Source organism: Cognatundibacterium jejuense, assembly GCF_014284255.1.
GTDB lineage: Bacteria > Pseudomonadota > Gammaproteobacteria > Burkholderiales > Burkholderiaceae_D > Undibacterium > Undibacterium jejuense.
Genome location: NZ_JACOFV010000025.1, coordinates 15,418 through 39,924, shown reverse-complemented (window position 1 = coordinate 39,924; position 24,507 = coordinate 15,418). Strand labels below are relative to the sequence as shown.

26 protein-coding genes and 1 tRNA gene are annotated in these 24,507 nt (G+C 47.7%); 15 read left to right on the top strand and 12 right to left on the bottom strand.

All coding sequences use genetic code 11. From position 1 onward, the window contains the following. Nucleotides 1–412: 412 nt before the first annotated feature. Complete coding sequence (locus H8K32_RS19180) at nt 413–865, bottom strand: helix-turn-helix domain-containing protein (RefSeq protein ID WP_186914169.1); 453 nt, start codon at nt 863–865, stop codon at nt 413–415. A 56-nt stretch (nt 866–921) separates the two neighbouring features. Between H8K32_RS19180 and H8K32_RS19175 the strand changes: the two genes are divergently transcribed. The 9 genes from H8K32_RS19175 to H8K32_RS19135 all read left to right on the top strand — a co-directional run bounded on the left by H8K32_RS19175 (nt 922) and on the right by H8K32_RS19135 (nt 6,474). After that, on the top strand, nt 922–1,119 hold the full coding sequence (locus tag H8K32_RS19175; protein WP_186914168.1) for a hypothetical protein: 198 nt from the start codon (nt 922–924) through the stop codon (nt 1,117–1,119). A gap of 11 nt (nt 1,120–1,130) precedes the next feature. Beyond that, nucleotides 1,131–1,328: a hypothetical protein gene (locus H8K32_RS19170; protein WP_186914167.1), complete on the top strand. Its 198-nt coding sequence runs from the start codon at nt 1,131–1,133 to the stop codon at nt 1,326–1,328. 28 nt (nt 1,329–1,356) lie between these two features. Beyond that, the gene (locus tag H8K32_RS19165; protein ID WP_186914166.1) at nt 1,357–1,548 is read left to right on the top strand and encodes a hypothetical protein; all 192 of its coding nucleotides are present in this window, start codon (nt 1,357–1,359) and stop codon (nt 1,546–1,548) included. Next, complete coding sequence (locus H8K32_RS19160) at nt 1,545–1,805, top strand: Ogr/Delta-like zinc finger protein (RefSeq protein ID WP_186914165.1); 261 nt, start codon at nt 1,545–1,547, stop codon at nt 1,803–1,805. Before H8K32_RS19165 ends, H8K32_RS19160 begins: the two co-directional genes overlap by 4 nt. Before the next feature lie 128 nt (nt 1,806–1,933). Continuing rightward, the gene (locus H8K32_RS19155) at nt 1,934–2,185 is read left to right on the top strand and encodes a hypothetical protein (RefSeq protein WP_186914164.1); all 252 of its coding nucleotides are present in this window, start codon (nt 1,934–1,936) and stop codon (nt 2,183–2,185) included. Nucleotides 2,186–2,190: 5 nt separating this feature from the next. Continuing rightward, a complete protein-coding gene (locus H8K32_RS19150) occupies nt 2,191–4,863 on the top strand; it encodes a toprim domain-containing protein (RefSeq protein ID WP_186914163.1) in 2,673 nt (890 codons plus the stop codon). A 31-nt stretch (nt 4,864–4,894) separates the two neighbouring features. After that, nucleotides 4,895–5,035: a hypothetical protein gene (locus H8K32_RS19145; RefSeq protein WP_186914162.1), complete on the top strand. Its 141-nt coding sequence runs from the start codon at nt 4,895–4,897 to the stop codon at nt 5,033–5,035. A 123-nt stretch (nt 5,036–5,158) separates the two neighbouring features. After that, on the top strand, nt 5,159–5,380 hold the full coding sequence (locus tag H8K32_RS20775) for a DUF4224 domain-containing protein (RefSeq protein ID WP_186914161.1): 222 nt from the start codon (nt 5,159–5,161) through the stop codon (nt 5,378–5,380). Further along, complete coding sequence (locus H8K32_RS19135) at nt 5,377–6,474, top strand: site-specific integrase (RefSeq protein ID WP_186914160.1); 1,098 nt, start codon at nt 5,377–5,379, stop codon at nt 6,472–6,474. The genes H8K32_RS20775 and H8K32_RS19135 overlap by 4 nt, the downstream gene beginning before the upstream one ends. 96 nt (nt 6,475–6,570) lie before the next feature. Here H8K32_RS19135 and H8K32_RS19130 read toward each other — a convergent pair. The 3 genes from H8K32_RS19130 to H8K32_RS19120 all read right to left on the bottom strand — a co-directional run bounded on the left by H8K32_RS19130 (nt 6,571) and on the right by H8K32_RS19120 (nt 8,798). After that, a tRNA-His gene (locus H8K32_RS19130) sits at nt 6,571–6,646 on the bottom strand. A 401-nt stretch (nt 6,647–7,047) separates the two neighbouring features. Further along, nucleotides 7,048–8,085, bottom strand: a complete 1,038-nt coding sequence (dusA, locus tag H8K32_RS19125) for a tRNA dihydrouridine(20/20a) synthase DusA (protein ID WP_343068087.1) — start codon at nt 8,083–8,085, stop codon at nt 7,048–7,050. A gap of 161 nt (nt 8,086–8,246) precedes the next feature. After that, on the bottom strand, nt 8,247–8,798 hold the full coding sequence (locus tag H8K32_RS19120; RefSeq protein ID WP_246447507.1) for a glycoside hydrolase family 19 protein: 552 nt from the start codon (nt 8,796–8,798) through the stop codon (nt 8,247–8,249). Nucleotides 8,799–8,969: 171 nt separating this feature from the next. Between H8K32_RS19120 and H8K32_RS19115 the strand changes: the two genes are divergently transcribed. Further along, the gene (locus tag H8K32_RS19115; protein WP_246447505.1) at nt 8,970–9,719 is read left to right on the top strand and encodes a S24 family peptidase; all 750 of its coding nucleotides are present in this window, start codon (nt 8,970–8,972) and stop codon (nt 9,717–9,719) included. A 51-nt stretch (nt 9,720–9,770) separates the two neighbouring features. On the opposite strand, the gene H8K32_RS19110 is transcribed toward H8K32_RS19115, so the two are convergent. From H8K32_RS19110 to H8K32_RS19095, 4 genes are all read right to left on the bottom strand, one after another. Beyond that, nucleotides 9,771–13,853 carry a DEAD/DEAH box helicase gene (locus H8K32_RS19110; RefSeq protein WP_186914159.1) on the bottom strand — a complete coding sequence of 1,361 codons (4,083 nt, stop codon included), beginning with the start codon at nt 13,851–13,853 and terminating at the stop codon, nt 9,771–9,773. Between the two features lie 82 nt (nt 13,854–13,935). Further along, complete coding sequence (locus tag H8K32_RS19105) at nt 13,936–14,256, bottom strand: hypothetical protein (RefSeq protein ID WP_186914158.1); 321 nt, start codon at nt 14,254–14,256, stop codon at nt 13,936–13,938. A 79-nt stretch (nt 14,257–14,335) separates the two neighbouring features. Continuing rightward, nucleotides 14,336–14,668: a DMT family transporter gene (locus tag H8K32_RS19100; protein WP_186914172.1), complete on the bottom strand. Its 333-nt coding sequence runs from the start codon at nt 14,666–14,668 to the stop codon at nt 14,336–14,338. A 107-nt stretch (nt 14,669–14,775) separates the two neighbouring features. Continuing rightward, a complete protein-coding gene (locus tag H8K32_RS19095) occupies nt 14,776–15,210 on the bottom strand; it encodes an EamA family transporter (RefSeq protein WP_186914157.1) in 435 nt (144 codons plus the stop codon). 433 nt (nt 15,211–15,643) lie between these two features. On the opposite strand from H8K32_RS19095, the gene H8K32_RS19090 reads away from it, so the two are divergent. Further along, on the top strand, nt 15,644–16,459 hold the full coding sequence (locus tag H8K32_RS19090) for a M48 family metalloprotease (RefSeq protein WP_186914156.1): 816 nt from the start codon (nt 15,644–15,646) through the stop codon (nt 16,457–16,459). A gap of 286 nt (nt 16,460–16,745) precedes the next feature. Here the strand turns inward: H8K32_RS19090 and pmbA are convergent, their stop codons facing one another. Next, nucleotides 16,746–18,098 carry a metalloprotease PmbA gene (pmbA, locus tag H8K32_RS19085; protein ID WP_186914155.1) on the bottom strand — a complete coding sequence of 451 codons (1,353 nt, stop codon included), beginning with the start codon at nt 18,096–18,098 and terminating at the stop codon, nt 16,746–16,748. Nucleotides 18,099–18,278: 180 nt separating this feature from the next. On the opposite strand from pmbA, the gene yjgA reads away from it, so the two are divergent. From yjgA to H8K32_RS19070, 3 genes are all read left to right on the top strand, one after another. Then, on the top strand, nt 18,279–18,887 hold the full coding sequence (gene yjgA, locus H8K32_RS19080) for a ribosome biogenesis factor YjgA (RefSeq protein WP_186914154.1): 609 nt from the start codon (nt 18,279–18,281) through the stop codon (nt 18,885–18,887). Continuing rightward, a complete protein-coding gene (mog, locus tag H8K32_RS19075) occupies nt 18,877–19,491 on the top strand; it encodes a molybdopterin adenylyltransferase (protein ID WP_186914153.1) in 615 nt (204 codons plus the stop codon). Before yjgA ends, mog begins: the two co-directional genes overlap by 11 nt. A 213-nt stretch (nt 19,492–19,704) precedes the next feature. After that, complete coding sequence (locus tag H8K32_RS19070) at nt 19,705–20,376, top strand: alpha/beta hydrolase (protein WP_186914171.1); 672 nt, start codon at nt 19,705–19,707, stop codon at nt 20,374–20,376. A gap of 513 nt (nt 20,377–20,889) precedes the next feature. On the opposite strand, the gene H8K32_RS19065 is transcribed toward H8K32_RS19070, so the two are convergent. Next, entirely contained in the window at nt 20,890–21,432 is a 543-nt protein-coding gene (locus H8K32_RS19065; protein WP_186914152.1) for a YaeQ family protein, read from the bottom strand. Next, nucleotides 21,432–22,301 carry a formyltetrahydrofolate deformylase gene (gene purU / locus H8K32_RS19060; RefSeq protein WP_186914170.1) on the bottom strand — a complete coding sequence of 290 codons (870 nt, stop codon included), beginning with the start codon at nt 22,299–22,301 and terminating at the stop codon, nt 21,432–21,434. The genes H8K32_RS19065 and purU overlap by 1 nt, the downstream gene beginning before the upstream one ends. 264 nt (nt 22,302–22,565) lie before the next feature. On the opposite strand from purU, the gene H8K32_RS19055 reads away from it, so the two are divergent. Further along, complete coding sequence (locus H8K32_RS19055; RefSeq protein WP_186914151.1) at nt 22,566–23,591, top strand: NADP-dependent oxidoreductase; 1,026 nt, start codon at nt 22,566–22,568, stop codon at nt 23,589–23,591. A gap of 125 nt (nt 23,592–23,716) precedes the next feature. On the opposite strand, the gene otnI is transcribed toward H8K32_RS19055, so the two are convergent. After that, nucleotides 23,717–24,505, bottom strand: a complete 789-nt coding sequence (otnI, locus tag H8K32_RS19050; RefSeq protein WP_186914150.1) for a 2-oxo-tetronate isomerase — start codon at nt 24,503–24,505, stop codon at nt 23,717–23,719. Between the last annotated feature and the right edge of the window lie 2 nt (nt 24,506–24,507).

Here is a 24,507-nt window from a genome sequence, read left to right as displayed (position 1 = left end):
CGTTTAACGGCCAGTTCTTTAAACTCGGTGGTGTAAGCTTTTTTTGGTATCCTGTTCATCATTTGTCTTTCCAAAGTTACGTTTATTTTACGTCACCTTTGGGGAACTAAATTTCGGGGGAAGCTCAGTATCCCTCCTAAAAAATCATAAAGTGCCTTCGAAAAACGAATGGGCAAGGAAATTCTCTTAGCAGGTACAGTAGCGCCGTAAATGATATTTTGAATTAAAACTGGATTATTACCTGCCAGAGGTTTCGCATTACTTTCCATATCAATCGACCACTCGGTTTTCCCAGTGGTGGAACTGACATGGATGTGCATCACATTGTTTTGAGCTGGACCATTGTGATTTGAACCAACTACCGCTTGGCCGACATTTAGACATGATGCGCAATCTTTTTGAATGTCGGCGCCTATTGCTTTTTACTTTTTCTCCCGTCTCCCATAGAGATAGCGAGCGGTGCATTTACTTCCTGCTTACCTTGTATTACCTGTCCAACCTCCCCTTTAAACACCGCTCTTGAGGACACATCTGATTCAGTCATCCCATGAATCATCCCAGAAACGCCACGTTTCGCCCGGTCATCGAGGGAACGGTAGCCGTTTAAAATTTCGAGCTCGTCTTTCGCAAGATTATTCTCTGAGCGTTGACCAGTAACAATGTAATAAATGTCCGCACCCAGCTTATCTAGTCCAAGTAAATAAGCAATATCTGGTCGTGTCTCTTCCGACTCATATTTAATTTGAGTCATCGATGTCTTCTCCAAAATAGCTGCGAGAGCCTTTTGCGAAAAGCCAAGTCTTAAGCGCTCCTCTGTCAATCTGTCGCCAAAACCAAATATTTCTTTATCTTTTTGTGTTGACATGTAAATTATTCTTTACTATATTAGCTACACCCCATAACTATTCTTAATCATACATTATGACTAAGCCTGATATCGCACATCGTGCACCAAAAATTCCCTTAGCTGTTCCGCTTGCGCTACGGCTGTCTGCCGAAGAGCTGGTTAAAACTGATCGCTACGCATCGCAAGAAGTTCGTTCTCGCTCTGCTTTTGCACGCATGATTTTTTTGCGTGGCCTGGCTGAGTATGAACGTGAACTTGCTACCAATCAGTAAACGAGGTTGCCATGTATCCCGATCCTAAACGTATCCGCGACAACCGTATCACCCTTCGTTTTGATGATTACGAGCACGATCTGATCACTGCTCTGGCGAACTACCAGGGCGAACAGCCATCTACTTTGTTGCGCCAGTTGGTGTTGCGTGAAGCTGCAACGTTGCTTGGTATCGGTGATGCTGACAGCGTAACCCGCAAATTGGCGTAATGCCAGTCTATCTAGAGCAGACGAAAAGATGCCTACTCAACAATTAATAATCAATGATGGTGAGCGTGCTTTACTTGAGCAAGTCCGTCTGCAGCAAGGTTTAACGTCTATTGAGGAAACCGCTGAGTGGTTAGCAAAATCAAGATTGCGACGCCAGTCTAAGCAAATGACGGGTCGCGGTCGTGCACTGTATGTCGTCGTCGAAAGGAAGCCAGAATGAGAGTCATCGGACTACCCTGCCCCCATTGTGAACAAACCGTTCGTGCAATCAAGAGCCGCACAATGTCGGCGATGTTCAAAGAAATTACCTATCGCTGCAATAACGAAGAATGCGGCCATGTGTTTGTAGCAGGCCTTGAGGTGCTGCGCACGGTATCACTATCCGCCACACCTAATTATGAGCTGCGCATCCCTATCTCTCAGCGAGTGCGCGCTACGGCGCTGAATCAGTTGTCGCTCAATTTATCGACCGGATAGCGCTGACCGCGATCTAACTTAATCAATCCCGTTTGAATGATCAACATGCCTGTTATCAGGCGTGCGGGACTTTTTTTGCCTTTTTTTTTGCGGATGACCATGTCCTTGTCCCTTTTTTCTAAATCCCTATGAGCTACCCAACCGCCAGCAAAGAAGAATTAGAGCAAGTGCGTATCGCCTTGCGTGTGGCCGTGCCGCTGGAACAGGCGTCACCTTTGATTCAGCGCACGTTGGCAGTGATTGCGCATTGCTGGCGGGGCAAAGTGCCTGCGAATTTGTGGGTGGATGAAGATCGCGCCCGTCAGGCCAAGCGTGTACGTGTGACCTCGACCGTTTCAGCAATCGATTTTAAACGCCGGGCTGCCGGCGATACTGAGTAAATAATATGGATGCGTCCTTACATAAAGAAATCACCACGCGGCTTGCGGAGTTTAAATTCAAGCCAGAAAAAAGCGGCATGTTGCGCGGCGGCGTTTGCCCTTCTTGCCAAAAGAAGGAGCTGTACACAAATGCCGATCATCCTTGGATCTTGCGTTGTGGGCGATTAAATAATTGCGGCGAGGTCTATCACGTCAAAGAGCTCTATCCGGATTTGTTTGATAAATGGTCGGAGCGTTATCAGGCAACGCCAGAGAATCCAAATCCACATGCGGCAGCCGACGCGTATATGAAGATCGGTCGCGGCTTTGATCTCGCCAAAGTGCAAGGCATGTACACGCAGGAGAATTATTACGACAGCCAATTGCGCATCGGCAGTGCGACGGTGCGCTTTCCGCTTGGTAGCGGCTACTGGGAAAGGTTGATCGATCAGCCGCATCGTTTCAGTAAAAAGGCAAATTTTAAGTACGGTATGAGCTATTACGGGAGCTGGTGGAAGCCAGATAACGTGGTGCTGCAAGCAGTCAAAGAAATCTGGCTGGTCGAAGGCATCTTTGATGCGCTGGCGTTGATGCATGTGGGTATTGCAGCGGTTGCGCTGATGTCGTGCAATAACTATCCGGAAGAAGCATTACGTCTGCTGCAGGCAGCGCGTGGCGATCAAGAATGCACGCTGGTGTGGGCTTTGGATGGTGATAGTGCCGGTCGTAATTTCACTAAAAAGCATGTCGAAAAGGCGCGTGCGGCCGGTTGGACGTGCGCAGCGGCGCAAATACCGCAACGTGGAAAGGCAAAACTGGACTGGAACGATGTATTTCAGCGCGATGCATTGAGCGAAAACGATATAGAGAATTATCGTTACCACGGCGCGTTGCTGATCGCCAAAACCGCGTCAGAAAAAGCGATCCTGATGTATATGCATCATGGCGACCAGGGCGAGTTCTATTTTGATTTTGGAAATCGCTTGTATTGGTTCCGGCTCGATCTGGAGCAATACAACAAGGTACGCCAAGAGCAAGAAAATTCTGGCGAGTATGCCAATTTGTCGGAATACGCATTGCGTGAAGCCGCGCTACTGCAGTCGAATACGGTGCGCCAGATCGCCAATTGCAACCCGACGGCGCTGTATTTTCAGGAGAACGTAATCACCGGCGAGAGCTGGTATTACTTCCGCGTTGAATTTCCCCATGACGGTAAGGCAGTTAAAAACACGTTCACGGCGTCGCAGATTTCCAGCTCAGCTGAATTCAAAAAGCGCTTGCTTGGCATGGCAGCAGGCGCGATGTTTAGCGGCAGTAGTCTGCAGCTCGATCGGATTCTGGCCGATCAGCTCTACAACATCCAGCGCGTCGATACGATCGACTATATCGGTTACAGCATCGAACATGGCTGCTATGTGCTCGGTGACGTGGCGATGAAAGACGGCGTGATGGCAGAGATCAACGGTGAGGATTTCTTTGATATTGGCAAGCTGTCGATTAAGTCACTGAATAAATCGGTGCATCTGACGATTAACCGCGACCGCGACGAGTACCGCACGGACTGGGTCAATCTGTTGTGGACGGCGTTCGGCGCCAAAGGCTTGGCGGCGCTGACCTTTTGGTTTGGGTCATTATTTGCTGAGCAGATCCGTGCGGCACAGTCATCGTATCCGTTTCTGGAAGTGGTTGGTGAAGCCGGTGCCGGTAAATCGACGCTGATCGAATTTTTGTGGAAGCTATTTGGCCGTAATGGTTACGAGGGGTTTGATCCGAGCAAATCCAGTCTGGCGGCGCGGGCGCGTAATTTTAGCCAGGTGTCTTGTTTGCCAGTGGTGCTGATCGAATCCGACCGCGAACGCATGGGTGAAGACAAAAGCCATATCAAATCGTTTGACTGGGATGAATTAAAAACCGCCTATAACGGCCGCAGCACCCGCGCACGCGGGATGGCAACGGGTGGCAATGAAACCTATGAACCGCCGTTCAGAGGTGCGATCGTAATCAGTCAAAATAATCCAGTCAACGCGTCCGAAGCGATCCTATCGCGGATTGTGCATCTGTACTTTGATCGTTCGACGCAGACAGCGGCCTCCGGCGAGGCAGCGGATAAATTGAAGTATTTATCCGGTGAAGAAGTGTCAGGCTTCATCCTGGCCGCGACCAAGCACGAAAAAGCGATCATGGCTGAGATCAAGCAAAAGACACCGCTCTATCTCAAAGAACTTCGCGCCAGTCCGCACGTAAAGATGCCACGGATTGCTGAAACGCATGCACAAATGCTGGCGATTGCTGACGCACTGAGCCTGGTGATCAAGCTCACGGTCGAACAGAAAGCCGCGCTCAAGGCGCAAATCATCGCAATGGCCGGAGAGCGTCAGCAAGTCATCAACAACGACCACGTGTTGGTACAGGAATTCTGGGAAGCGTTTGACTATCTGGATGGCGGTGATATGGCAATCCTGAACCATAGCCGCGACCCGGGTCTGATAGCAGTGAATCTGAATCATTTCCTGCAAGTCGCCACCGAACGCCGTCAACAAGTACCGCCACTGCGCGATTTGAAAAAGGTCTTAAAAACCAGCAGCCGCCGCAAGTTCGTCGATGTAAAGGTCGTCAACAGCGCCCTACGCGGCACCCAATCCCCCCTCGCCACCCCATCCGGCTCGATGAAATGCTGGGTGTTTCAGCGTGAAAAATAGGCCTATCCCTTTAAATGAAAGGATTTACACAATGAGCTTTCGAGTCACTGTAAGAACCGCGACCGCCGAGTACAAATACTTTGCGATTGCCCAGGAATCCGCCGCTGTATTTAACGATGCATATGACCGTTTTGGTGTCTGCGGTGTTTCTGTCAACCCACTTAAAAGTTAAGTATGAAAAAGCTTAATGAAAAAGAGGTTAATGTTAGTAACAACAATGCATCGTTAGACAATGATATGAAACTGACCCGTTTGAAAAATATTACTGCATCGTGCTTCAAAGGAGTGAATAAAATTGTATTTATCCGCTGAACAATTATCCGATTTAATCGGATGCGAACCGAAAAGCTTCGCTTGTATGCGCCGATGGTTGAAAAAGAATGGCTGGCCTTTCGTGCAGTCTATCAACGGCTTCCCAAAAGTGGCAATCAGCTACCATCATGCCCGTATGAACGGTCAGCTAAAATCAGAAAACGAATCGGAGTTTGAACCAGACTTTGGAGCATTAGGATCATGATTGGAAGACGCAAGTCCCCTGACGGTATGCCTTTCAGGCTTTATCGAATGAATGGCAAATTCAAAGTAACGTTCTGGTATCAACTACCCGACGGTACTAGAGCGTTCACGATTTCAGCAAAATCGAACGACATGGATGCAATCGACAAGGCCAGAAAGCAAGCCATTCAGCAGGCGGATGAATTAAACGGCAATGCACCATTGAGTAACTCAGTAGCGAAACTGATCGAACGTTATTTTAACTGGCAACATAGTCTCAAAAAGAACGATGCACGACGTAAAGCACTGGTGACACTTGAGGTAAACGAGAGTGAATCAAAAAACCTGATCAAAGTATTCGGCAAAGCAAAGCCAACTGACATTAAGCCAAAGCATATATATGGCTATCTTGCCGCACGTGCGGACGCAGGGGCACCAGCTAAAGCCAATAAAGAAATCGCTCTCTTGTCTGCGATTCTTGAATACGGCCGGATGCGGGGTGAATTAGAAACAAACCCTTGTCGCGGCATCAAATATAACCCTACGACACCGAGCACAAAGTACGTCGAAACAAAGGATCTGGACTTTGCAATGGACGAAGCACGACGCCGAGGAGGTAGCTACCTCATTCTCGCGCTGTGTTACTACGCTGCATTTTTAACAACAAGCCGTCCAAACGAAATGCGTACACTTACGAGGCATGCAAAAACAGATGAGGGATTACTTATTCCGGTTGGGAAACGCAAAGGCAGCCAGGCAGAAAAAACAAAACTAATACGCTGGTCTCCTAAATTGAAAGCGACAATTAACGAAGCATTAGCTTTGCAACGTACGCATGGAATATTAATTTTCAGTAATACAAGCGGCCAAGAATACACACGTAGCGGCTGGACGACCATTTGGAACCGTTTAATGGGCTACTGTGAAAAACGCGCGGAGGAAGAAGGTAGAACTTTTGAACGATTTGCACTGAAAGACATGCGCCCAAAATCAGTGACTGAAAGAAAGGCGCGCGGCGAGACAAATATCACCGATGCGACTGGTCATAGCGACGAAAGAATGATCAATAAAACCTACGATCGCCGGGTAGTTAAAAAGTCGAACGCTACCGAATAACGCTTCTTTTGTGAAATGATCTTGTGAAAAAACACAAGATCATCTTGCGAAAAAAGAAAAAGCGCACTAAAAAGTGCGCTAAGTCCTTGAATTCAATGGGGTGGACGATGGGGCTCGAACCCACGACAACAGGAATCACAATCCTGGACTCTACCAACTGAGCTACGACCACCACTGAAACCTTTAGTGAAATACTGCACCAAGAGAGCTCCGCATTATACAAGTCTTTCGACTAATTAGCAATAGTCAGCCCAAATGACATTTTTTATTCCCTTTGAGCGCTCCTTGCGATGCTCAGAAAAGCGTTTCCTGCCGATCATGCAGTCCATCGCGAATCACTCATACAAAAAAGCCCGCACTAAAAAAATTTAGAGCGGGCATAAACTCACACCTTAGTGAGATGAGGAGCGTGCAGTGAAACAGGCGACAATATAGCGGTTGAAGCCATACTCACTTGCAGTTATTACAAATTTTTACGCTTACCACTACCGCGACACAAATACGTATTCAATGCTTACATTTGCTAACGTATCAGAGAAAAATTAGCTGGCACCTTCCAATAGGTCAATAGCCTCAGGCAGATAATTCTTCCGCGCTTCTATCGTAAGCAGTAATCGTCTGCATGCGCTCAAATGCTTCGATCAAAATGTTCGGGTTACCAAGCGCGAGTTTTTTGCTATCAGAAAGAGTCTGACGGAAAGCGCGTGCACCAACCATGCCCATCATCAAACCTAGCATGTGACGAATCACGCTATTGATGCGCAAGCCTTTGCCACCATTGCCGTACAGCTCTAATTGGCGATGAATATACGGGATCATCGCGTGCAAAATTTCTTCTCGTGTTTTTACCGGACTATCATCACCATAAAAGCGTGCATCAAAACTCGCCATGAAATACGGGTTGTGATACGCCTCACGCCCTATCATCACGCCATCTACGTGCTGCAAATGCTGCGTCATTTCATCGGTCGTTTTGATGCCACCATTCAAAATAATTTCTAACTCAGGAAATTCTTTTTTGAGGCGGTACGCATAGTCATATTTGAGCGGCGGAATTTCACGATTTTCCCTCGGACTCAAGCCCTTGAGAATCGCATTGCGGGCATGGACGATAAACGTCTTGCTACCAGCTTCTGCCACTTGCCCGACAAAGTCACGCATGAATTCATACGAATCCACATCATTAATCCCAATCCGATGCTTAACGGTGACATCAATGCTGACAACATCTTTCATCGCCTTAACGCAATCTGCGACCAATTGCGGCTCTGCCATCAAGCACGCACCAAACGCGCCTTTTTGCACGCGCTCGGACGGGCAACCACAATTGAGATTGATTTCATCGTAACCCCACTCCTCCCCCATTTTCGCGCATTGCGCCAGATCTGCAGGCTCACTACCGCCTAATTGCAAAGCAACAGGATGCTCGCCCGGATTAAATTCCAGATGACGCTGCACGTCACCATGCAACAAAGAGCCAGTCGTCACCATCTCGGTGTACAACCAGGTATGACGCGTGATATGACGATGAAATTCGCGGCAATGGCGGTCAGACCAATCCAACATCGGGGCAACCGACACGCGGCGTGGGGGTAAAGCAGAAGTAGTCACAATAGAAACAACGAATATTCAACAAAGCGCTATTGTACCTTGAGTGCCCCGTAACAGTAGAAATCACCAAAGCTAACAAAGTGGAATGGAGAAATTTCAATCAACATGTGCACAAACAACGGCAAAAAACTCTTTAAAAAACCTTACCCCTGTCAACAAGTTCAACCCAGGCAACGTTGAGACGTTTTTTCCTCATTGTCTAATAAAACAGCCCTTGCTGCGGCATATAAAGCAAAGCGATTCGACAAATTACATGCGGCGCCATTAATGCGCCTTGTGATCATGATAAAGAGTCCATCATCTGCGAGCTCATTGAGTCCTTCATTTTTCCAATACCAGGCGGCTGAACGCGCGGCAAACGCTGGCTGCTCCAGCAATTCTGGTTGGTCGAGACAATCAATACCAAGACCTTTCATAACGGCGCTGTAATTTTTGCGCCCAGTAATATTGATCAAACCACGCCCTTTATACCTAATCCCGTCCCCCTTTTGCGTATTACCAAGATCAATGCGTCCCTCATATGTCCGACCACTCACCGGTTCTTGTACATAGAGCAGTTGTGCACTTTCGTGCCCCACTTGCGCCAGAAACGCTGATTGACGCCAAGCCGTGTTGATTTCAAATTCCTGCATTGCCTGAGTTAGTGGAGCGAAAAACAATTCAGCCTGGGAACCCGCAAGTGGAAAGATGCTGTGCAATTGTTCGAGAGTCAATTATGTCTCCTTCTATTTTTAGCAAAACAACTATTTACGCCGTATGAGTGGAACGTCGCGATTTAAATAAGAAAAGCAAAGTTTCGTTTCTATTTGATACATAAAAATATAGCATTGCTATACAACAAAAGCAAGCCAAGCTATAGTTTATTTTCTATAGCATTGCTATGCATGGATATATGGACAACAGAAGAAGAAGCTCGCCACTTAAAAGCCAGGTTTGAGAAAATCAACCGGGCAAAGTTCGCTCGCGATCAACATTTGCGAGGTGGCCAAGCAATGATTTATCAGCACATCAATGCTGTCCGACCAATTAGCCTGGAGGCCGCATTAATTTATGCCAGAGGACTAGGCGTTACTCTCGCTGACATAAGCCCCCGCCTCGCCCAGGAACTCAATTCCGCAGTAAAACAAGTGAGCATCGACCCTTCATCAGAGAAAACAGATTCTTTTTCAACACACACAGCTGGTAAGGTTGGCGTAGCAAATGATGCTGCGCCGTATTTAATCGAAGTCCGTAGGGTTACACTTCACTTGTCAGCAGAAACAGTTGGCTTTGCCACCGATCTGATATCTGACGATGACCAGCCGCTCGCATTCAGAAAAAGCTGGTTTAAAAAAAACAACTACAGCCCTGAAAAACTTGTCGCCATAAAAATTAAAGATAAATCGATGGAACCCGCACTGTATGCTGGCGATACAGTGATCATCAATACAGCAGACAAAACACCAAGCGATGGTGAAGTATTCGCAGTGAACTACGAAGGCGAGGCTGTGGTTAAACGCCTCGTTCGTGACAACGGTCAATGGTGGCTTTTCTCAGACAACCCCGACCAACGAAAATATCGTAAAAAGATTTGCCAGGGCGATGCCTGCCTCATTGTTGGAAAGGTGATTTATAAGCAGAGTGAAAGGATTTGATTCCTTAGTTCCATCAGGCGGGCGCAAGCCGCCCGAGGTGACGACGTCGCTTTACACACTTTCCTTCAACAAACGCAGCAATGCGGATGTATCGAGGCGTGCCGAAGCGTCACCGCCATCTAATAGACTATCTGCCAGGTCACGTTTTTCCGCATGTAAGGCAATGATTTTTTCTTCTATCGTGTTTTGCGTTACGAGGCGATAAATAGTGACCGGTCGTTGTTGCCCCATGCGATGGGCGCGGTCGGATGCCTGATCTTCTACCGCTGGGTTCCACCACGGATCAAGGTGAATAACGTAGTCGGCAGCAGTCAGATTTAAACCCGTGCCACCCGCTTTGAGACTGATCAGGAATACATCACCCTCGCCCGCCTGAAATGCGTCGACGCGGCGTTTACGCTCGGTTGCAGGTGTGCTGCCATCGAGGTATTGGTAGCTGATGCCGCGTTGTTCAAGGCTGCTGCGCACGATCGCTAAGTGATCAACAAACTGACTGAAGACTAAAGCTTTGTGGCGATTTTCCAAGAGTTCTTCTATCGTGTCTTCCACCACGGCGAGCTTACTGCCGCTGATAGTCGAATTTTTTAATACCAACTGCGGATGACAGCAGAAGCGGCGTAGTTTGGTGATCTCTGCCAAGACTTTGAGTGACTGACCTTCCTCTGCACTCAGGGCGGCAATTTTATCCAAAGCTTCCTGACGCAGTGCTTCGTATAGATGACGCTCCTCGTCACTGAGTTCAACTTGCAAAGTAATCTCAGTGCGCGATGGCAATTCGGTCAGTACTTGTGTTTTGGTACGGCGCAAGATAAACGGTTGTATTAGTTTTTTCAGGTGCTGACGTGCGTCTTTGTCACCGCGTTCGATCGGAGTGCTAAAGCGTTCGGCAAAGCGATCCTTGGAACCAAGCAAACCCGGATTGATGAAGCGGAATAAGTTCCATAATTCACCAAGATGGTTTTCGACAGGTGTGCCACTGGCGATCATTTTGAAATCGGCATTTAATGCCATTGCTGCCTGGCTACGTTTGGTTGCCGAGTTTTTGATGACTTGCGCCTCATCGAGTACCACACTATGCCAGTGTTGCGCAGCAAAGCTTTCGGCATCCGATTGCAACATACCATAACTAGCGATGACAATATCAAATGGTCCCAGATCTGCTAAAGAGCGGTTACTGTTGTAAGCCCGTACTTTTAAGGTCGGTGCAAAACGCACAACTTCCGCTTGCCAATTCATGGCGACTGAGATTGGTGCCACGACTAAGGCCGGGCCATTCGGCGCTCGATCAAGCAACAGTGCTAAGGCTTGCACCGTTTTACCCAAGCCCATGTCATCCGCCAGACAAGCACCAACACCCCAATGCGCAAGGCGCGCCAACCATTGATAACCAGCCAACTGATAATCACGCAATTCAGCTTGTAGCGTTGATGGTACCTTCGGTAAAAAATCGACCAGCGCATCAAGTTTGCTGACTTGTTCACGCCAGGCGGCATCGGTTTTTAATTCACCCACTTCTTCAGCCAAGGCAGCCAAAGCGGGTGCAGCAAGCGCATTAACTCGCACGCCATCTTTACCCGTCAATTCTCCAAGCGCGCGCAGCTCATCGAGTCGTTGACGGAAACTTTCGGTCAACGCCAGATAGTCATTGTCGCCTAATTTTAAGAAGCGTCCGCGGGTTGATTCAGCCATTTGCAAAAGTTCGCGCAGAGCCAGTACACGACCATCATCGAGCGAAATTTCACCACCAGCGACAAACCATTCGCCTTGCTTCTTAATCGTTAAGCGCAGGTTTTGCAAAGAGCGGCTACCCTTAATTCGGAAACGTTCACCCTCAGGCCAGATCAATTGCAAGGTGGCTTCTGGTATCGCCTTGAGTTCACCCAACAATTCCAGACATTGCTCAGGATGTTGTAATTGCCATTCTTGTCCATTGTCTTCGGCGTTAGCTAACGATGAGCACGCGCTGACTATTTGCTGCAAATTTTTTGCTTCAAGTTTTAAATTCCGACTTGCTTGCACCGGCACGCCGCCTTGCTCGCCAAGCACATTCGCCGCACCCTTACCAGGCGTGAACCAGCCACCATCTGCCAGTGGCCTGACCAATAATTGCAAGCGCAGACCTTCTTGTAACGGGAGCAAATGCGCATAAATTGTCTGATCCGCATCCACGCTTTTCATATGCGCCGCCAGCTCTGGCAAATCAGAATGAATTGCCAGATGCGGTGCAATTGCCGCAATCACATCAACCAATTGTGCTTTGGCGCTACTTGGTACTGTTAATCCTCGTCCCAGAATGCCTGTGATTTGCTTAATTTCAGGGCTAGAGGCATACACAGCTAAACGGGTCGGGGTTTCTTTTTTCCAGACGATACTGGCATCCGGACTGACGAATGGATCCAATTGCAGCGTAATCTGATCGCCGCTTTCTTTAAGCTGCAAAGCAATATCGGCTTTAATCACATCAATGCGCACATCCGGCGCATCATCCCAATACACCGCAGGATGCCCGACCATCAAAGGCAATGCTCTATCGATATTGAGTTCAAACTCGCTACCGCCGTAGTAACTATCCGAAAATCGCCGTATGCAGCCAGCAATATGGATATCTTGCTCTGTCAAAAAAGACATACTTTCTTGCTCTTGCACTAAACGTCGCAAAGCAACTGGCCGCCCTTTACTCCATACACCTTTGGCACTACGCTTTTGTTCACGCGGCTCGGCTTTCAATTGTTGAAAATGGTATTCCAGCAACCACGCAAGACGCGTGTCGTCACCAGCTTTGGCAAGCTTTACTTCGGACATGGGTTTGAGTTGAGTTAAGGCATTCAATGCACGTTGCCACGCCTCTTCGCGATGCAATACTTCAATCAGCGGGCGAATGTTTTTTTGTGCATGCCAATCAGGCATGATTTGCGGTTCATTAAATTGGCGCGCGAGTAGCACATCTAATTCTGCGGCCACCCATAAATAACCCAAGCGCTGCATAGTAGCGCGCATATCGACTAATTTGGGGTGTAATTTAGGATGTGGCGGTGCGTCTTGCCAATGGGCCGCCAGCGCCTCAAATAAGGCATCCACGTCGTGTGGTATGCGGGTACTGAAATGCGATACAGGCAGCACTACACCTTGTGCCAGATGGTTGACCAAGGGCTGCAATACGTAATAGCTATACGCATGTTTTTGTTTTACACCGTCATCTACCTGTGCCTTGGCAAGTTTAAGGCTGGCAGCATCATTTTTCGCAAGCAGTGCAACGCTACTGAATAATCCCAGCAATTCGGGAATGAAGACTTTACGCTTACCAGTGACTGCTTTTTGAATTTCAATGTAAGTCTGGATCACACCAACGGCTGCATTCATGTTGTGCTGCAGTACCGCAGAGGCGATTAAAAATTCCGCCTGTGTTTGCGGTGATAAGCGCAATTTAAATTGTTCTAAGCGTTCAAAATCACCACGCAGTAAAGCTTGCCAAGCGAGTAACCCCATCAATTGCGGCCAGCTATTCGCTTGTTGCTCTGCCTGCTCACAAGCAAAGTCATACGCTAATCGGCAATCGTTTAAATTCCAATTCGCTTTGGCGATCACATCAGTGAGCAACATACCTTGATCAATCGGTCTGAGGGTCGTAAATAAATCCAGCCCATCCTGATCAACAAAAAATTCAAAACCCGGCGCAGGCATATGATCAGTCGCCACACTAAAAAATTTTTCTCGCCACAGCAGTGCTTCATCGGTTCTTCCGAGTAGCACTGAGAACATCATTTCGCGTCGATAAAAATTGGCGTCGTAGGATTTCCAGTGGTGGTACTCACCATGTCGTTTCAACAGATCGCGGACATTATTGATCCAATTTTTTAATGCTCCACTTTGCTGCAAATGCAGTAGCACAGCCATGCGCAAGTCTTCGCGCAAGACAAAGCCAAGGCCGATTTCCTGCCTTAGCACCATACGATGAGTTAATTCTTGCCCAACGTCCTTGAGCACCTTGGCTTGATACGGATTGCCCTTCATGTCAGTCTGACCGCTCAACTGCATCAATTCCAGCAGCTTAGTCTGACTTAAAGGCGCCTGGTACAGAGCGGCGGCATATAACAGCGGAAAGTGATACGGATGTAGGTCAGAAAGCAAAGGCATAAAACAATCTAAGGGAAACGATCTATCAAATAGGAAATGCTATTTTCAGGCAGGCCGGTGAATAATCAAGCGGCAACGAAGATTAACGCTCAATAAAATAACGCGCGATATAACCACCAGCCAGACAAACCAAACCACTGACAGTTAAAAAATGATGCAAAGCAGGTGAACCTACAGTTGCTTGTGCCTTGCGCTCTAAAAATTCAGGCGTTGGATTACCAAATACCAACGGCTTTAAAAAAGACTCCAGACACCAGAAGATAAATGCAAACCCAATCAGAACTTCACTCATCAAATGCGAAGAAAAACCTCGCATCAAACTAGAATAAGCAGACCATGAAAACAAGGTCAGTGCCATCGCACGAGAAAGAGGGAATAATTTGAGTTTATCAAGAATAGACATTGGGGGTTCAAAAATTAGTACAGGTTATCACACGTATCAGTTTTGACTCATTGAGTCTTGAGACAATGAAGACAATGAATTAATGGCTCACCGTCTTAGAAAACATATTCAGCACAATTACGCCAGCAACGATCAAGCCTATTCCTAGCATGGCAGGCACATCCAATTCCTGACCGTACAATATCCACGCGACCAGGGAAATCAACACGACGCCAACTCCCGACCAGACCGCGTAGGCGACGCCAACCGGTATGCTGCGTAAAGTCAAAGATAAAAAGTAAAACGCCGCACCATAGCCAAACGCCAGTAACACTGTGGGCAAAGGACGCGTAAAACCTGCCGATGCTTTAAGTGCAGAGGTCGCGACGACTTCGCAAATAATTGCCAAACCAAGATAAAGCCAATTCATAATTTCTTCCTGCAACACCATCACGCTGAGAAATACATGATGACTATGTTAAAGTCCACATTATCCCAGAAACTGCCAAGCACGACATCGCAATACGGCGGATAAACGGGCTAACGCTTAAAAGCGAGCAACAATACGCCACCCGCCACCATTGCAATACCACTCCACTCACGCAAACTCGGCCGCTCATCCAAGAAGACAACAGCAAATATCGCCACAAGCACGAGACTCAACTTATCGATCGGTGCAACCTGAGAAGCTGGCCCCACTTGCAATGCCCTGAAATAACAAACCCACGATGCACCCGTCGCCAACGCTGACAAGCTCAAAAATATCCAAGTTTTGGCAGACAATTCAAATGGATTGCGCCATTTGCCAGTACCCCATACAAAAGCGATTAATACCAGCATAATGATGGCGGTACGGATCAAAGTGGCGAGATCAGAATCAACCCCACGAATGCCCACCTTGGCAAAGATGGCCGTCATCGCCGCAAATACCGCCGATAACAGCGCCCAGATCATCCACTGATTAGAGAAAGACATCGTCACTCCTAAAATGCTAACGTTTTACATCAAGCTGTGATCCTATAAGATAAAACTATTATAACGAACTACTCAAGAAGACCGGACGCAAAAAAGGCGTTGCGCATTGAAAGCCCCACGACTATTGACAGGCGAGGCCTTCCGAATATACAGCTTATTGGCGTCAATACTAATGCCCCGGTGTCAAATATTCATTGCTGCAATCATCCCAGCAAACTCAGTTTCGATCATCATGAAGCTGCAGATTTCAACCCAAAACCTTGCCAAAAAGTCTTTACCCATCTTGCGCACATCAAAACACGATGTAATGACAAACGTAAAAAATAGATACATCTCGGCAGATTGCTTGCTGGCACGACTTTAGCGCCCTATATTAAATTAACAGGTTGTAGTCGATGTCCTCACCTCAAACATATTCTGTGCGGAGGATAAAATGTTCATACGACATTTACTTACCGTAGGTCTGTTTAGTTTTTGTGTAAGCCTGATACCTGGCTATGCACAAGTGCCAGAGACTGGGCGCTGGCAAGAGTTGGCATATTCAACCGCAGCAGTCAATGCAGAAACGGCAGATCGCTATCATGAACATATCGACGCACTTCGTAGCCACAAACAACTCGATCAAGATCCGGCTTTATTAAGCAGAATAAAAACCATCGCACGCGGCTTAATTTCGGCAGCATCAAAGTTAAAACCTGAAAGCAATACATGGCGATGGGAAATCCATATCACCAGCGAACAACAAGTCGACGCTTACTGCATGGCAGGTGGAAAAATTCTGATCGGCAGCGAATTTGTACGACGTTTAAAACTGAGTAATAGTGAGTTAGCCACCTTACTTGGGCATGAAATGGCACACGCCATTGCCGAACATCATAGAGAAGAACTATCAGAAGCACTCCATATCAATGCACAACCCGGAGATACGCTAGACGTAATGATGGGACGTTTGGAGACGGATATCTCTATGCAATTAAAGTTGGCCACACTGTCCAACATTCAAGAAAGTGAAGCAGATCAATTAGGGATGATACTCGCGCATATGGCCGGCTGGGATAGCGCTAGTATGGTCAGCTTTTTCCAAAAGCTACAGCGAGTTGAAGCGAATTCTGTTCCGAATAACAGCTACCCATCGACCGAATCACGTTTAAGCATGGCACGAGGTTTCAATAAATTATGGGCAAAGATTGAATCTGATCAGAAAAGTATTGTTACTCGCAGATCAAGCGCAACTAATGACCAGAAATAGCACCATCATTAAAATATTGAGGAGTAGCACTATCATGGCATTCAAATACCGATATGGCATTTTCTTTTTGACCGCAAGGATAGTTGGTTTGAGACGCCGAATCCACGTCAGCCACAGGCGCGTTTCCAGCATTAAAGTGCATCGAGACTACGATTGCAGTTGGCGAAACAGCGGCTAAAAAAATGGCTGAGCATAACGAAACTACTTAGGGAGAGTGCAACCCGCGCAGAATAACTACTCACGGAATAGCGGGTTGCCCCCTTACCAATCTACCGAACTAGCGAACTCAACTACCTGCTACCATCATACTTTCAATCAGGATGGAGCCAGTTTCTTTGGTGCCACGGGTCAGAGTATCGGCACCAATAGCAACGATTTGCTTGAACATATCGCGCATATTGCCAGCAATCGTTATTTCTTCTACCGGGTATTGAATCACACCGTTTTCTACCCAATAACCAGACGCACCACGAGAATAATCCCCCGTCACGTAATTGACACCCTGCCCCATTAACTCAGTCACCAACAAACCTGTGCCCATCTTTTTGAGCATACCGGCAAAATTATCGCTACGTTTGGTCAGACTGGAAGTCATACTCAGATTATGCGAGCCACCGGCATTGCCAGTAGTTTTCATGCCCAATTTACGTGCAGAATACGAAGACAAAAAATAACCTTGCAATACACCATTACTGACCACGTCACGACGACTAGTGCGGACACCTTCGTCATCGAACGGCGAAGAACCAACGGCACCCAGAACATGTGGATCTTCGACAATTTGTACATGCTCAGGAAAAATTTGTGTCCCCAAGGAATCCGGCAAAAAAGTGGACTTACGATACAAAGCACCACCCGACGTAGCCTGCACAAATGACCCCAATAAACCCGCCGCCAGTGGCGCCTCAAATAGCACCGGACATTTACGGGTGTCAAGCTTACGTGCGTTCAGACGCGCTAAGGCACGTTCCGCAGCATAGCGGCCAATGTCTTCTGGCTTAGCCAATTTTTTTGGATTGCGTTGCGAAGAATACCAATCGTCACGCTGCATTTTGGCACCCTTGCCCGCAATAGGCGCAACCGAAATGGTATGACGCGAAATCGGATAACCGCCCATGAAGCCACGTGAGTTGGCCGATACAAAATGCGATTGCTGTACGTGCACACTAGCGCCTTCGCTATTGGTAATACGCTTATCCACTGCAAATGCGGCAGCCTCAGTACGCGTAGCGATTTCAATTGCTTCCTCGGCACCAATTAGCCATGGATAGCACAGTTTCAGGTCACGCGGTGCCATTTCAAACATATCAGCATCAGCCAAGCCAGCACAATCATCTTCTGCGGTAAAACGCGCGATGTTATAAGCGGCATCGACAGTATCACGCAAAGCCTGCGTCGAAAAATCAGACGTGCTGGCATTTCCACGACGCTGACCGACATAGACGGTAATACCTATACCTTTATCTCGATTTTGTTCTATCGTTTCCACCTTGCCTTTTCGGACACTGATCGATAAACCGCCACCTTCGCTAATTTCTACTGCGGCATCCGAAGCGCCTTTTTCTTTTGCAAATAGCAACATATCTTGTGCAATTTGTTGCAATTGGTCTTGGGTGTGGGTAAAAACGGGTTTGCTCATAGAGGAGTTTCTGTATATAGAAAAGGCTAAAAGGACAGCTCTGATTGACCATTAAAACAGCGTCGCCAGCAAAATTAGATAAACGATTCGTCTGTTTTACAGGGCATTTTTGAGTATATCCCAGCTAAAAAGGGTATCATAGCAGCCGTTTAGTAAAGTTTATAGTAAAGGCGCAGAATTATGCCAAATCCAAATCGTGGCTCATGTGGCTACCAGTCCAATGAGTTTGAAGAAGAATACGACCGTCCGTCCAAGTCCGAATTAAAGCGCCAGATGACGGCGCTGCAAAAATTAGGACAAGAGTTGGTCGAACAGCCACGTGATCGCGTCAAACGCGTCCCTATGCCGGAAGATGTACGTGACGCCATTCTCGAATGTCAGCAAATTTCCAGTCATGAAGGCCGTCGTCGCCAGATGCAGTACGTAGGCAAAAAAATGCGTACGCTGGACGAAGAAGAAGTCGCATTGATCCAAAAGACCATCGATAGCTGGAAAGGTGCTTCTAAATCAGAAACTGCCGCTATGCATGCACTGGAACGTCGCCGCGACAAATTGTTAACCGACGACAACACGCTGACCGAATTACTGGCAGAACATCCAGAACTCGATGTGCAGCATTTGCGCACGCTAATCCGTAACGCACGCAAAGAACAAGCTGAAAACAAACCGCCAAAAGCCTACCGCGAAATTTTCCAGATTCTGAAACAATTGCAAAAATCCAACACTAAGGATGATGCTACTGACGACGAACACCTGGAAGACCAAGAGGACGAGGACGATGAGTATTGATCCCCTGGATCGTGCTTTACGCATAGGTCTGGTCTCGATTTCTGACCGCGCCTCTGCGGGCATTTATCAGGATCAGGGCTTACCAGCCTTACAAGAATGGTTTGGCCTTGCACTTAGCAGCGCATGGCAAATGGAAACTCGCCTGATTCCTGATGAACGTAGCGCCATAGAACAAGCATTGATAGAACTGGTCGATGTAGCGAAATGCGACTTGGTGATCACCACCGGTGGCACTGGTCCATCGCGCCGTGACGTCACGCCAGAAGCAACGTTAGCAGTCGCCAGCAAGGAAATGCCAGGCTTTGGCGAGCAAATGCGTCAGATCAGCCTGCAATTTGTGCCAACGGCCATTTTATCCCGCCAGGTCGCTGTGATTCGCGAAACTGCTGATCACGCTGGGTTGATCCTTAACTTGCCGGGCCAACCAAAGTCGATCAAAGAGACCCTGGAAGGCCTCAAGGATGCTCAAGGCAAACAAATCGTGAATGGCATTTTCGCCGCCGTACCCTATTGCATCGATCTGATCGGTGGCCCCTACATCGAAACCAACGATGCCGTCTGCAAAGCGTTTCGACCAAAATCCGCAATCCGCACCAAAGCCTGATGCCAGCGTTGGCGATTCGCAATCAATATGACTGAGATGACTAAGCCTACGCCACCCAATTTCCGACGACGCTGGTGGCTGACCGTTACTGCGGTCAGCGCCATCAGTGTAGGATTGGCTGCCATTTCCTACGCTAAACAATCAGTCACAGACAACAAAAACACTAAAAGCAACACAAACAAACCTCCAACCAAGAAGAAAGCCAAGCCAGACATGAGCAACTTACTTGAAACGATAGAATTAGAAAGCGCCCCACAACCGACGGTTGCTATTATCTGGATGCATGGTCTGGGTGCGGATGCGAATGACTTTGTCCCGATTGTCAAAGAATTAGATTTGCACGATTGCCCCGCTATCCGCTTTGTGTTCCCTAATGCGCCGACGATGCCCGTGACAATTAATGGCGGCTACGTCATGCGCGCGTGGTATGACATTCTGGGCACCGACATTGCCAAACGCGAAGATGAAAAAGGCTTACGCAGCTCACAAGCAGAAATCGAGAAATTGATCGCCCGCGAAATTGCACGTGGTATTCCCGCTAACCGCATCATTCTGGCTGGCTTCTCTCAAGGCTGTGCAATGACCTTGCAAACAGGCTTGCGCTATCCGGAAAAACTGGCTGGCTTGTTGTGCTTGTCTGGTTATGTGCCATTGCGTGACGTGGTGGCGACAGAGCGCAGCGTTGCCAACCAAAACACACCTATCTTCCTCGCACATGGCCGCGCTGATCCGGTGATCCACATTCAACGTGCAGAACAATCGCGCGACTTACTCAAAGAAATGGGCTACCCGGTCGCATGGCATGAATACATGATGCAGCACTCCGTTTGCCAGGAAGAAATTGACGACATTGGGAACTGGTTGCGCTCGGTGTTGAAGGCGTAACTTTCGAGGATAACAATTTTTAGATACTGTTGTCCAACTCAATCCTAGTAGGTTTTCCTAATGTCGTCCTTATAGCGTCATTTTTGCGTCATTTTTGCGTCATTTTTGCGTCATTTTTGCGTCATTTTTGCGTCATTTTTAATATGTAAATAGATCGCTCTTCGTAGAACCAAGCCGGGTGTGACCCGGCAGCCACTTACTTTGCTTTGCCTCGCCAAAGCAAAGTAAGCAAAAGAAAGGCGACACTGAGACTTTGCCCTGCGGGTGCCGTCACTGCGTGTCGGCACAATTTGAGCGTCACGTAAAACGGGAAAGTATCTAAACTCGCTGCGCTCAGACAAAGATACTTTCTAATCCGTTTTCCGTGAAGCACAAATTGCTTAGTCTAAAGCGGTGAAAGTCAAAAGCGACATTGCCATGTATACGGATACTCAATCGTTTGGCGGGTACAACTCACCAATCCCATGCACTTGGTGATGACGGCGAGTCCCACCCGTCATACCAAACCTTCGATTAGCTAAAATCCTTCCAGGTCTCAACGTCAATTTGCACTGACGCCTCACCCGCTGACATCCAGATCTGGCCATCTTGTATCGTGCATTGCAGTTGCATCGAACGTTGCGCCAGCTTTTCTAAAGCCTGACTTTGCTCCGCTGGTACATTCATCACTTTCAGATTTTTGGCGCGATCAAGGCGGCTATTCATTTGCTTCCACCAGATATCACTGGCACTAGCAAAACTATATACAACGACTTTATCTGAGCGGCCGCACGCTTTGAGCAAGCGTCGGTCATCTGGCTGACCAACCTCGACCCATAACTGAATCGCATCAGTGTAATCTTTTTCCCACAAATCTGGCTCTTCGGTATCCGAAATACCTTTACCAAATTCCAGGCGTTCGGCCGCATGAATCGCGAATGCGAGCACACGGATCATCATGCGTTCGTCAGTTTCCGATGGATGACGTGCTATGGTCAGACTGTGATCTGCATAGTAACCGCGATCCATATCCGAAATATTTAAATCTGCTTTATAGATAATTGATTTGAGTGCCATTATTTGAATACCACCGTTTTATGACCATTTAACAAAATACGGTGTTCGACAAAGCATTTCACTGCACGCGCCAAAACCACACATTCCACATCCCTACCAATTGCTGTCAGCGTCTCAGGCTCCATCGCATGATCGACGCGTTCAACATCTTGCTCAATAATTGGCCCCTCATCCAGATCACCAGTGACAAAATGCGCCGTCGCACCAATCAGCTTTACGCCACGTTCGTGCGCCTGATAGTACGGCTTAGCACCTTTAAAGCTCGGCAAAAACGAATGATGAATATTGATCGCTTTTCCACGTAACGCATCGCACATCGCTGGTGACAAAATTTGCATATAACGCGCCAGTACTACTAACTCGATATCATTGGCCTCGACAATATCCAAAATCTTTTGCTCTTGCGCCTGCTTGGCTTCAGGTGCTGCACCAGCTGCCAAAGGAAAATGATGAAATGGGATATTGTAGCTGGCCGCCAACTGGTAAAAATCAGTGTGATTAGAAACAATGGCTTTGATCTCCACTGGCAACAAACCACTCTTGTAGCGGAACAACAAATCATTGAGGCAATGGCCAATTTTGGACACCATCAACATCACGCGCGGCTTGTGATGTGCGTCATGCAACTGCCAGCTCATCTGCATGCCAGCCCCGAGAGCTGCAAACTCTTCACGCAAAGCGGCGTCGCTGATCGAAGAGTCTTCGACGGCAAAATGCACGCGCATAAAAAACGTCGCCGATTGCGCATCACCAAATTGTGCGGAATCAATAATGTTGCAGCCATGCTGCGCCAAAAAGCCCGATACACTGTGAACAATGCCACGCTGATCAGGACAGGATAAAGTGAGGATATATTCTGGTTGTCGTATCATAAAATTAACATCTATCCAAAAAACCTTTATTTGGAATGAAAAACAAATTTAATTTGGTATTTTCGGGATGAAAGCGAAAAATTTAACTGACTATTGTCGCACGTTCCGGAGCACAATTCAGCATACAACGTGTTTCGAGATAACTTCCCAATAAAAAGCACGAACGTTCTAATTAATGTATAGTCATCGTTCAGCAGCAAAAGATAGAAAAATTGGCATTTCATCCACGACTCAAACCTTCATCTACAACAAGGAGACAGCATGACAACAATAATGAATCAGCAATATCGCCTCGCCGCCCGCCCTGTCGGGACACCAAAACACAGTGATTGGTCGTTTACCTCTGAAGCAGTACGCGAGATCGCCGATGGAGAAATTTTGGTACAAACCATTTACCTGTCGCTCGATCCGGCAATGCGCGGTTGGATGAACGAAGGTAAGTCATATATACGCCCAGTTGCGATTGATGAAGTCATGCGAGCTGGCGGCATTGGTAAAGTCATCGCTTCTAAATCACCTAAATTTGCAGTCGGTGATTATGTCTCTGGTGGTACAGGTGTACAGAAATATTGGGTAGGTGCCGCCAACGATAAAACAGCGGCTTTCTATAAAATTGATCCACGCCTTGCACCTTTACCAAAATTCTTAAATGCCTTGGGTATGCCAGGCATGACAGCGTACTTTGGCCTGCTTGATGTTGGCCAACCCAAAGCGGGTGAAACCGTCGTGGTATCCGGTGCTGCTGGTGCTGTCGGACAAACCGTAGGTCAGGTCGCAAAACAAAAAGGCTGCCGCGTCGTAGGCATCGCAGGCGGTAAAGACAAATGTGATTTTGTCGTCAATGAACTTGGTTTTGATGCCTGCATAGATTACAAATCTGGCTCAGTCCGCGATGGCTTGAAAGAACACTGCCCGAACGGCGTTGACGTCTATTTTGATAATGTTGGCGGCGAGATTCTCGATACCGTACTCACGCGCATCAACATGAAAGCCCGCATCATCATCTGCGGTGCAATTTCTCAATACAACAATACTACCCCAGTCAAAGGCCCTGCCAACTACTTATCCCTGCTGGTCAATCGTGCTCGTATGGAAGGCATAGTCGTTTTTGATTATGCAGCACGCTATGCTGAAGCAGTTGCCGAAATGGGCAAATGGATGGCCGAAGGCAAATTCCAGACGCGCGAAGATATTGTTCAAGGGATAGAGACTTTCCCTGATACCTTGATGATGCTGTTTGATGGTAAAAATTTCGGCAAATTGATTTTGCAGGTCAGCCCGGAATAAAAGTACCAACGATCCCTCCCCCGCAAGCGGGAGAGGGATCGGCGGGCGTATTTTTTTTAGAGCGGGAATTATCCCTACACGACGATGAAACTGCTCATCGCCACCATACGGACGAAAGCTACTTCCTACAAATACGGTCTCAACCACCCCAGGCCCTCAGACGTTCCCGCCCTTGGCCGGTACTCACAACCAAGCCAACCCTCATAGCCCAATTGATCAAGTAGTTTAAATAGATACGGGTAATTCAGCTCGCCATCACTGGGTTCGTGACGGTTCGGCACACCTGCAATTTGTATGTGACCAATACCTGCATGCGAACGTAGCATATCGCGTTTTAGCTTAGCAGTGATATCACCTTCCATGATCTGGCAATGGTAAATATCAAATTGCACCTGCAAATGTCCGATATCAAGCTCCTCACAAATTTCCTGTGCCTGATGCTGGTAATTGAGAAAATAGCCGGGCATATCGCGGTTATTGATGGGTTCGATCAAAATAGTGAGACCTTCCCGAGATGCCACTAAGGCCGCATAGGCAAGATTACGCAAGTAGACGGCGCGATGCCTCTCCCTATCTTGTTCGGGGTCGATCAGTCCGGCCATCACATGAATATGTCGGTTACCCAACACCTTGGCGTATTGCAAAGCCAGATCAAATGAGCGCTTAAACTCATCCTCGCGTCCGGGCAAAGAGGCAATCCCTCGTTCGCCCGCAGCCCAATTGCCGGGCGGCGCATTAAACATCACTTGCTGCAAACCATGTGCATCCAACTGATTGCGAATTTCCGCTGCGGTATGTTCGTAAGGAAATAAAAACTCTACGCCTTTAAAGCCGTCTTTTGCTGCCGCCTCGAAACGACTCAGAAAATCAACCTCCTGATACATCATGCTCAGATTGGCTGCAAATTTTGGCATCA

Excerpts from the sequence above, each read along its gene's own strand:
- H8K32_RS19180 (WP_186914169.1), bottom strand. The coding sequence starts at position 865 with ATGTCAACACAAAAAGATAAAGAAATATTTGGTTTTGGCGACAGATTG.
- H8K32_RS19175 (WP_186914168.1), top strand. The coding sequence starts at position 922 with ATGACTAAGCCTGATATCGCACATCGTGCACCAAAAATTCCCTTAGCT.
- H8K32_RS19170 (WP_186914167.1), top strand. The coding sequence starts at position 1,131 with ATGTATCCCGATCCTAAACGTATCCGCGACAACCGTATCACCCTTCGT.
- H8K32_RS19165 (WP_186914166.1), top strand. The coding sequence starts at position 1,357 with ATGCCTACTCAACAATTAATAATCAATGATGGTGAGCGTGCTTTACTT.
- H8K32_RS19160 (WP_186914165.1), top strand. The coding sequence starts at position 1,545 with ATGAGAGTCATCGGACTACCCTGCCCCCATTGTGAACAAACCGTTCGT.
- H8K32_RS19155 (WP_186914164.1), top strand. The coding sequence starts at position 1,934 with ATGAGCTACCCAACCGCCAGCAAAGAAGAATTAGAGCAAGTGCGTATC.
- H8K32_RS19150 (WP_186914163.1), top strand. The coding sequence starts at position 2,191 with ATGGATGCGTCCTTACATAAAGAAATCACCACGCGGCTTGCGGAGTTT.
- H8K32_RS19145 (WP_186914162.1), top strand. The coding sequence starts at position 4,895 with ATGAGCTTTCGAGTCACTGTAAGAACCGCGACCGCCGAGTACAAATAC.
- H8K32_RS19135 (WP_186914160.1), top strand. The coding sequence starts at position 5,377 with ATGATTGGAAGACGCAAGTCCCCTGACGGTATGCCTTTCAGGCTTTAT.
- H8K32_RS19115 (WP_246447505.1), top strand. The coding sequence starts at position 8,970 with ATGGATATATGGACAACAGAAGAAGAAGCTCGCCACTTAAAAGCCAGG.
- H8K32_RS19110 (WP_186914159.1), bottom strand. The coding sequence starts at position 13,853 with ATGCCTTTGCTTTCTGACCTACATCCGTATCACTTTCCGCTGTTATAT.
- H8K32_RS19105 (WP_186914158.1), bottom strand. The coding sequence starts at position 14,256 with ATGTCTATTCTTGATAAACTCAAATTATTCCCTCTTTCTCGTGCGATG.
- H8K32_RS19095 (WP_186914157.1), bottom strand. The coding sequence starts at position 15,210 with ATGTCTTTCTCTAATCAGTGGATGATCTGGGCGCTGTTATCGGCGGTA.
- H8K32_RS19090 (WP_186914156.1), top strand. The coding sequence starts at position 15,644 with ATGTTCATACGACATTTACTTACCGTAGGTCTGTTTAGTTTTTGTGTA.
- pmbA (WP_186914155.1), bottom strand. The coding sequence starts at position 18,098 with ATGAGCAAACCCGTTTTTACCCACACCCAAGACCAATTGCAACAAATT.
- yjgA (WP_186914154.1), top strand. The coding sequence starts at position 18,279 with ATGCCAAATCCAAATCGTGGCTCATGTGGCTACCAGTCCAATGAGTTT.
- mog (WP_186914153.1), top strand. The coding sequence starts at position 18,877 with ATGAGTATTGATCCCCTGGATCGTGCTTTACGCATAGGTCTGGTCTCG.
- H8K32_RS19070 (WP_186914171.1), top strand. The coding sequence starts at position 19,705 with ATGAGCAACTTACTTGAAACGATAGAATTAGAAAGCGCCCCACAACCG.
- H8K32_RS19065 (WP_186914152.1), bottom strand. The coding sequence starts at position 21,432 with ATGGCACTCAAATCAATTATCTATAAAGCAGATTTAAATATTTCGGAT.
- H8K32_RS19055 (WP_186914151.1), top strand. The coding sequence starts at position 22,566 with ATGACAACAATAATGAATCAGCAATATCGCCTCGCCGCCCGCCCTGTC.
- otnI (WP_186914150.1), bottom strand. The coding sequence starts at position 24,505 with ATGCCAAAATTTGCAGCCAATCTGAGCATGATGTATCAGGAGGTTGAT.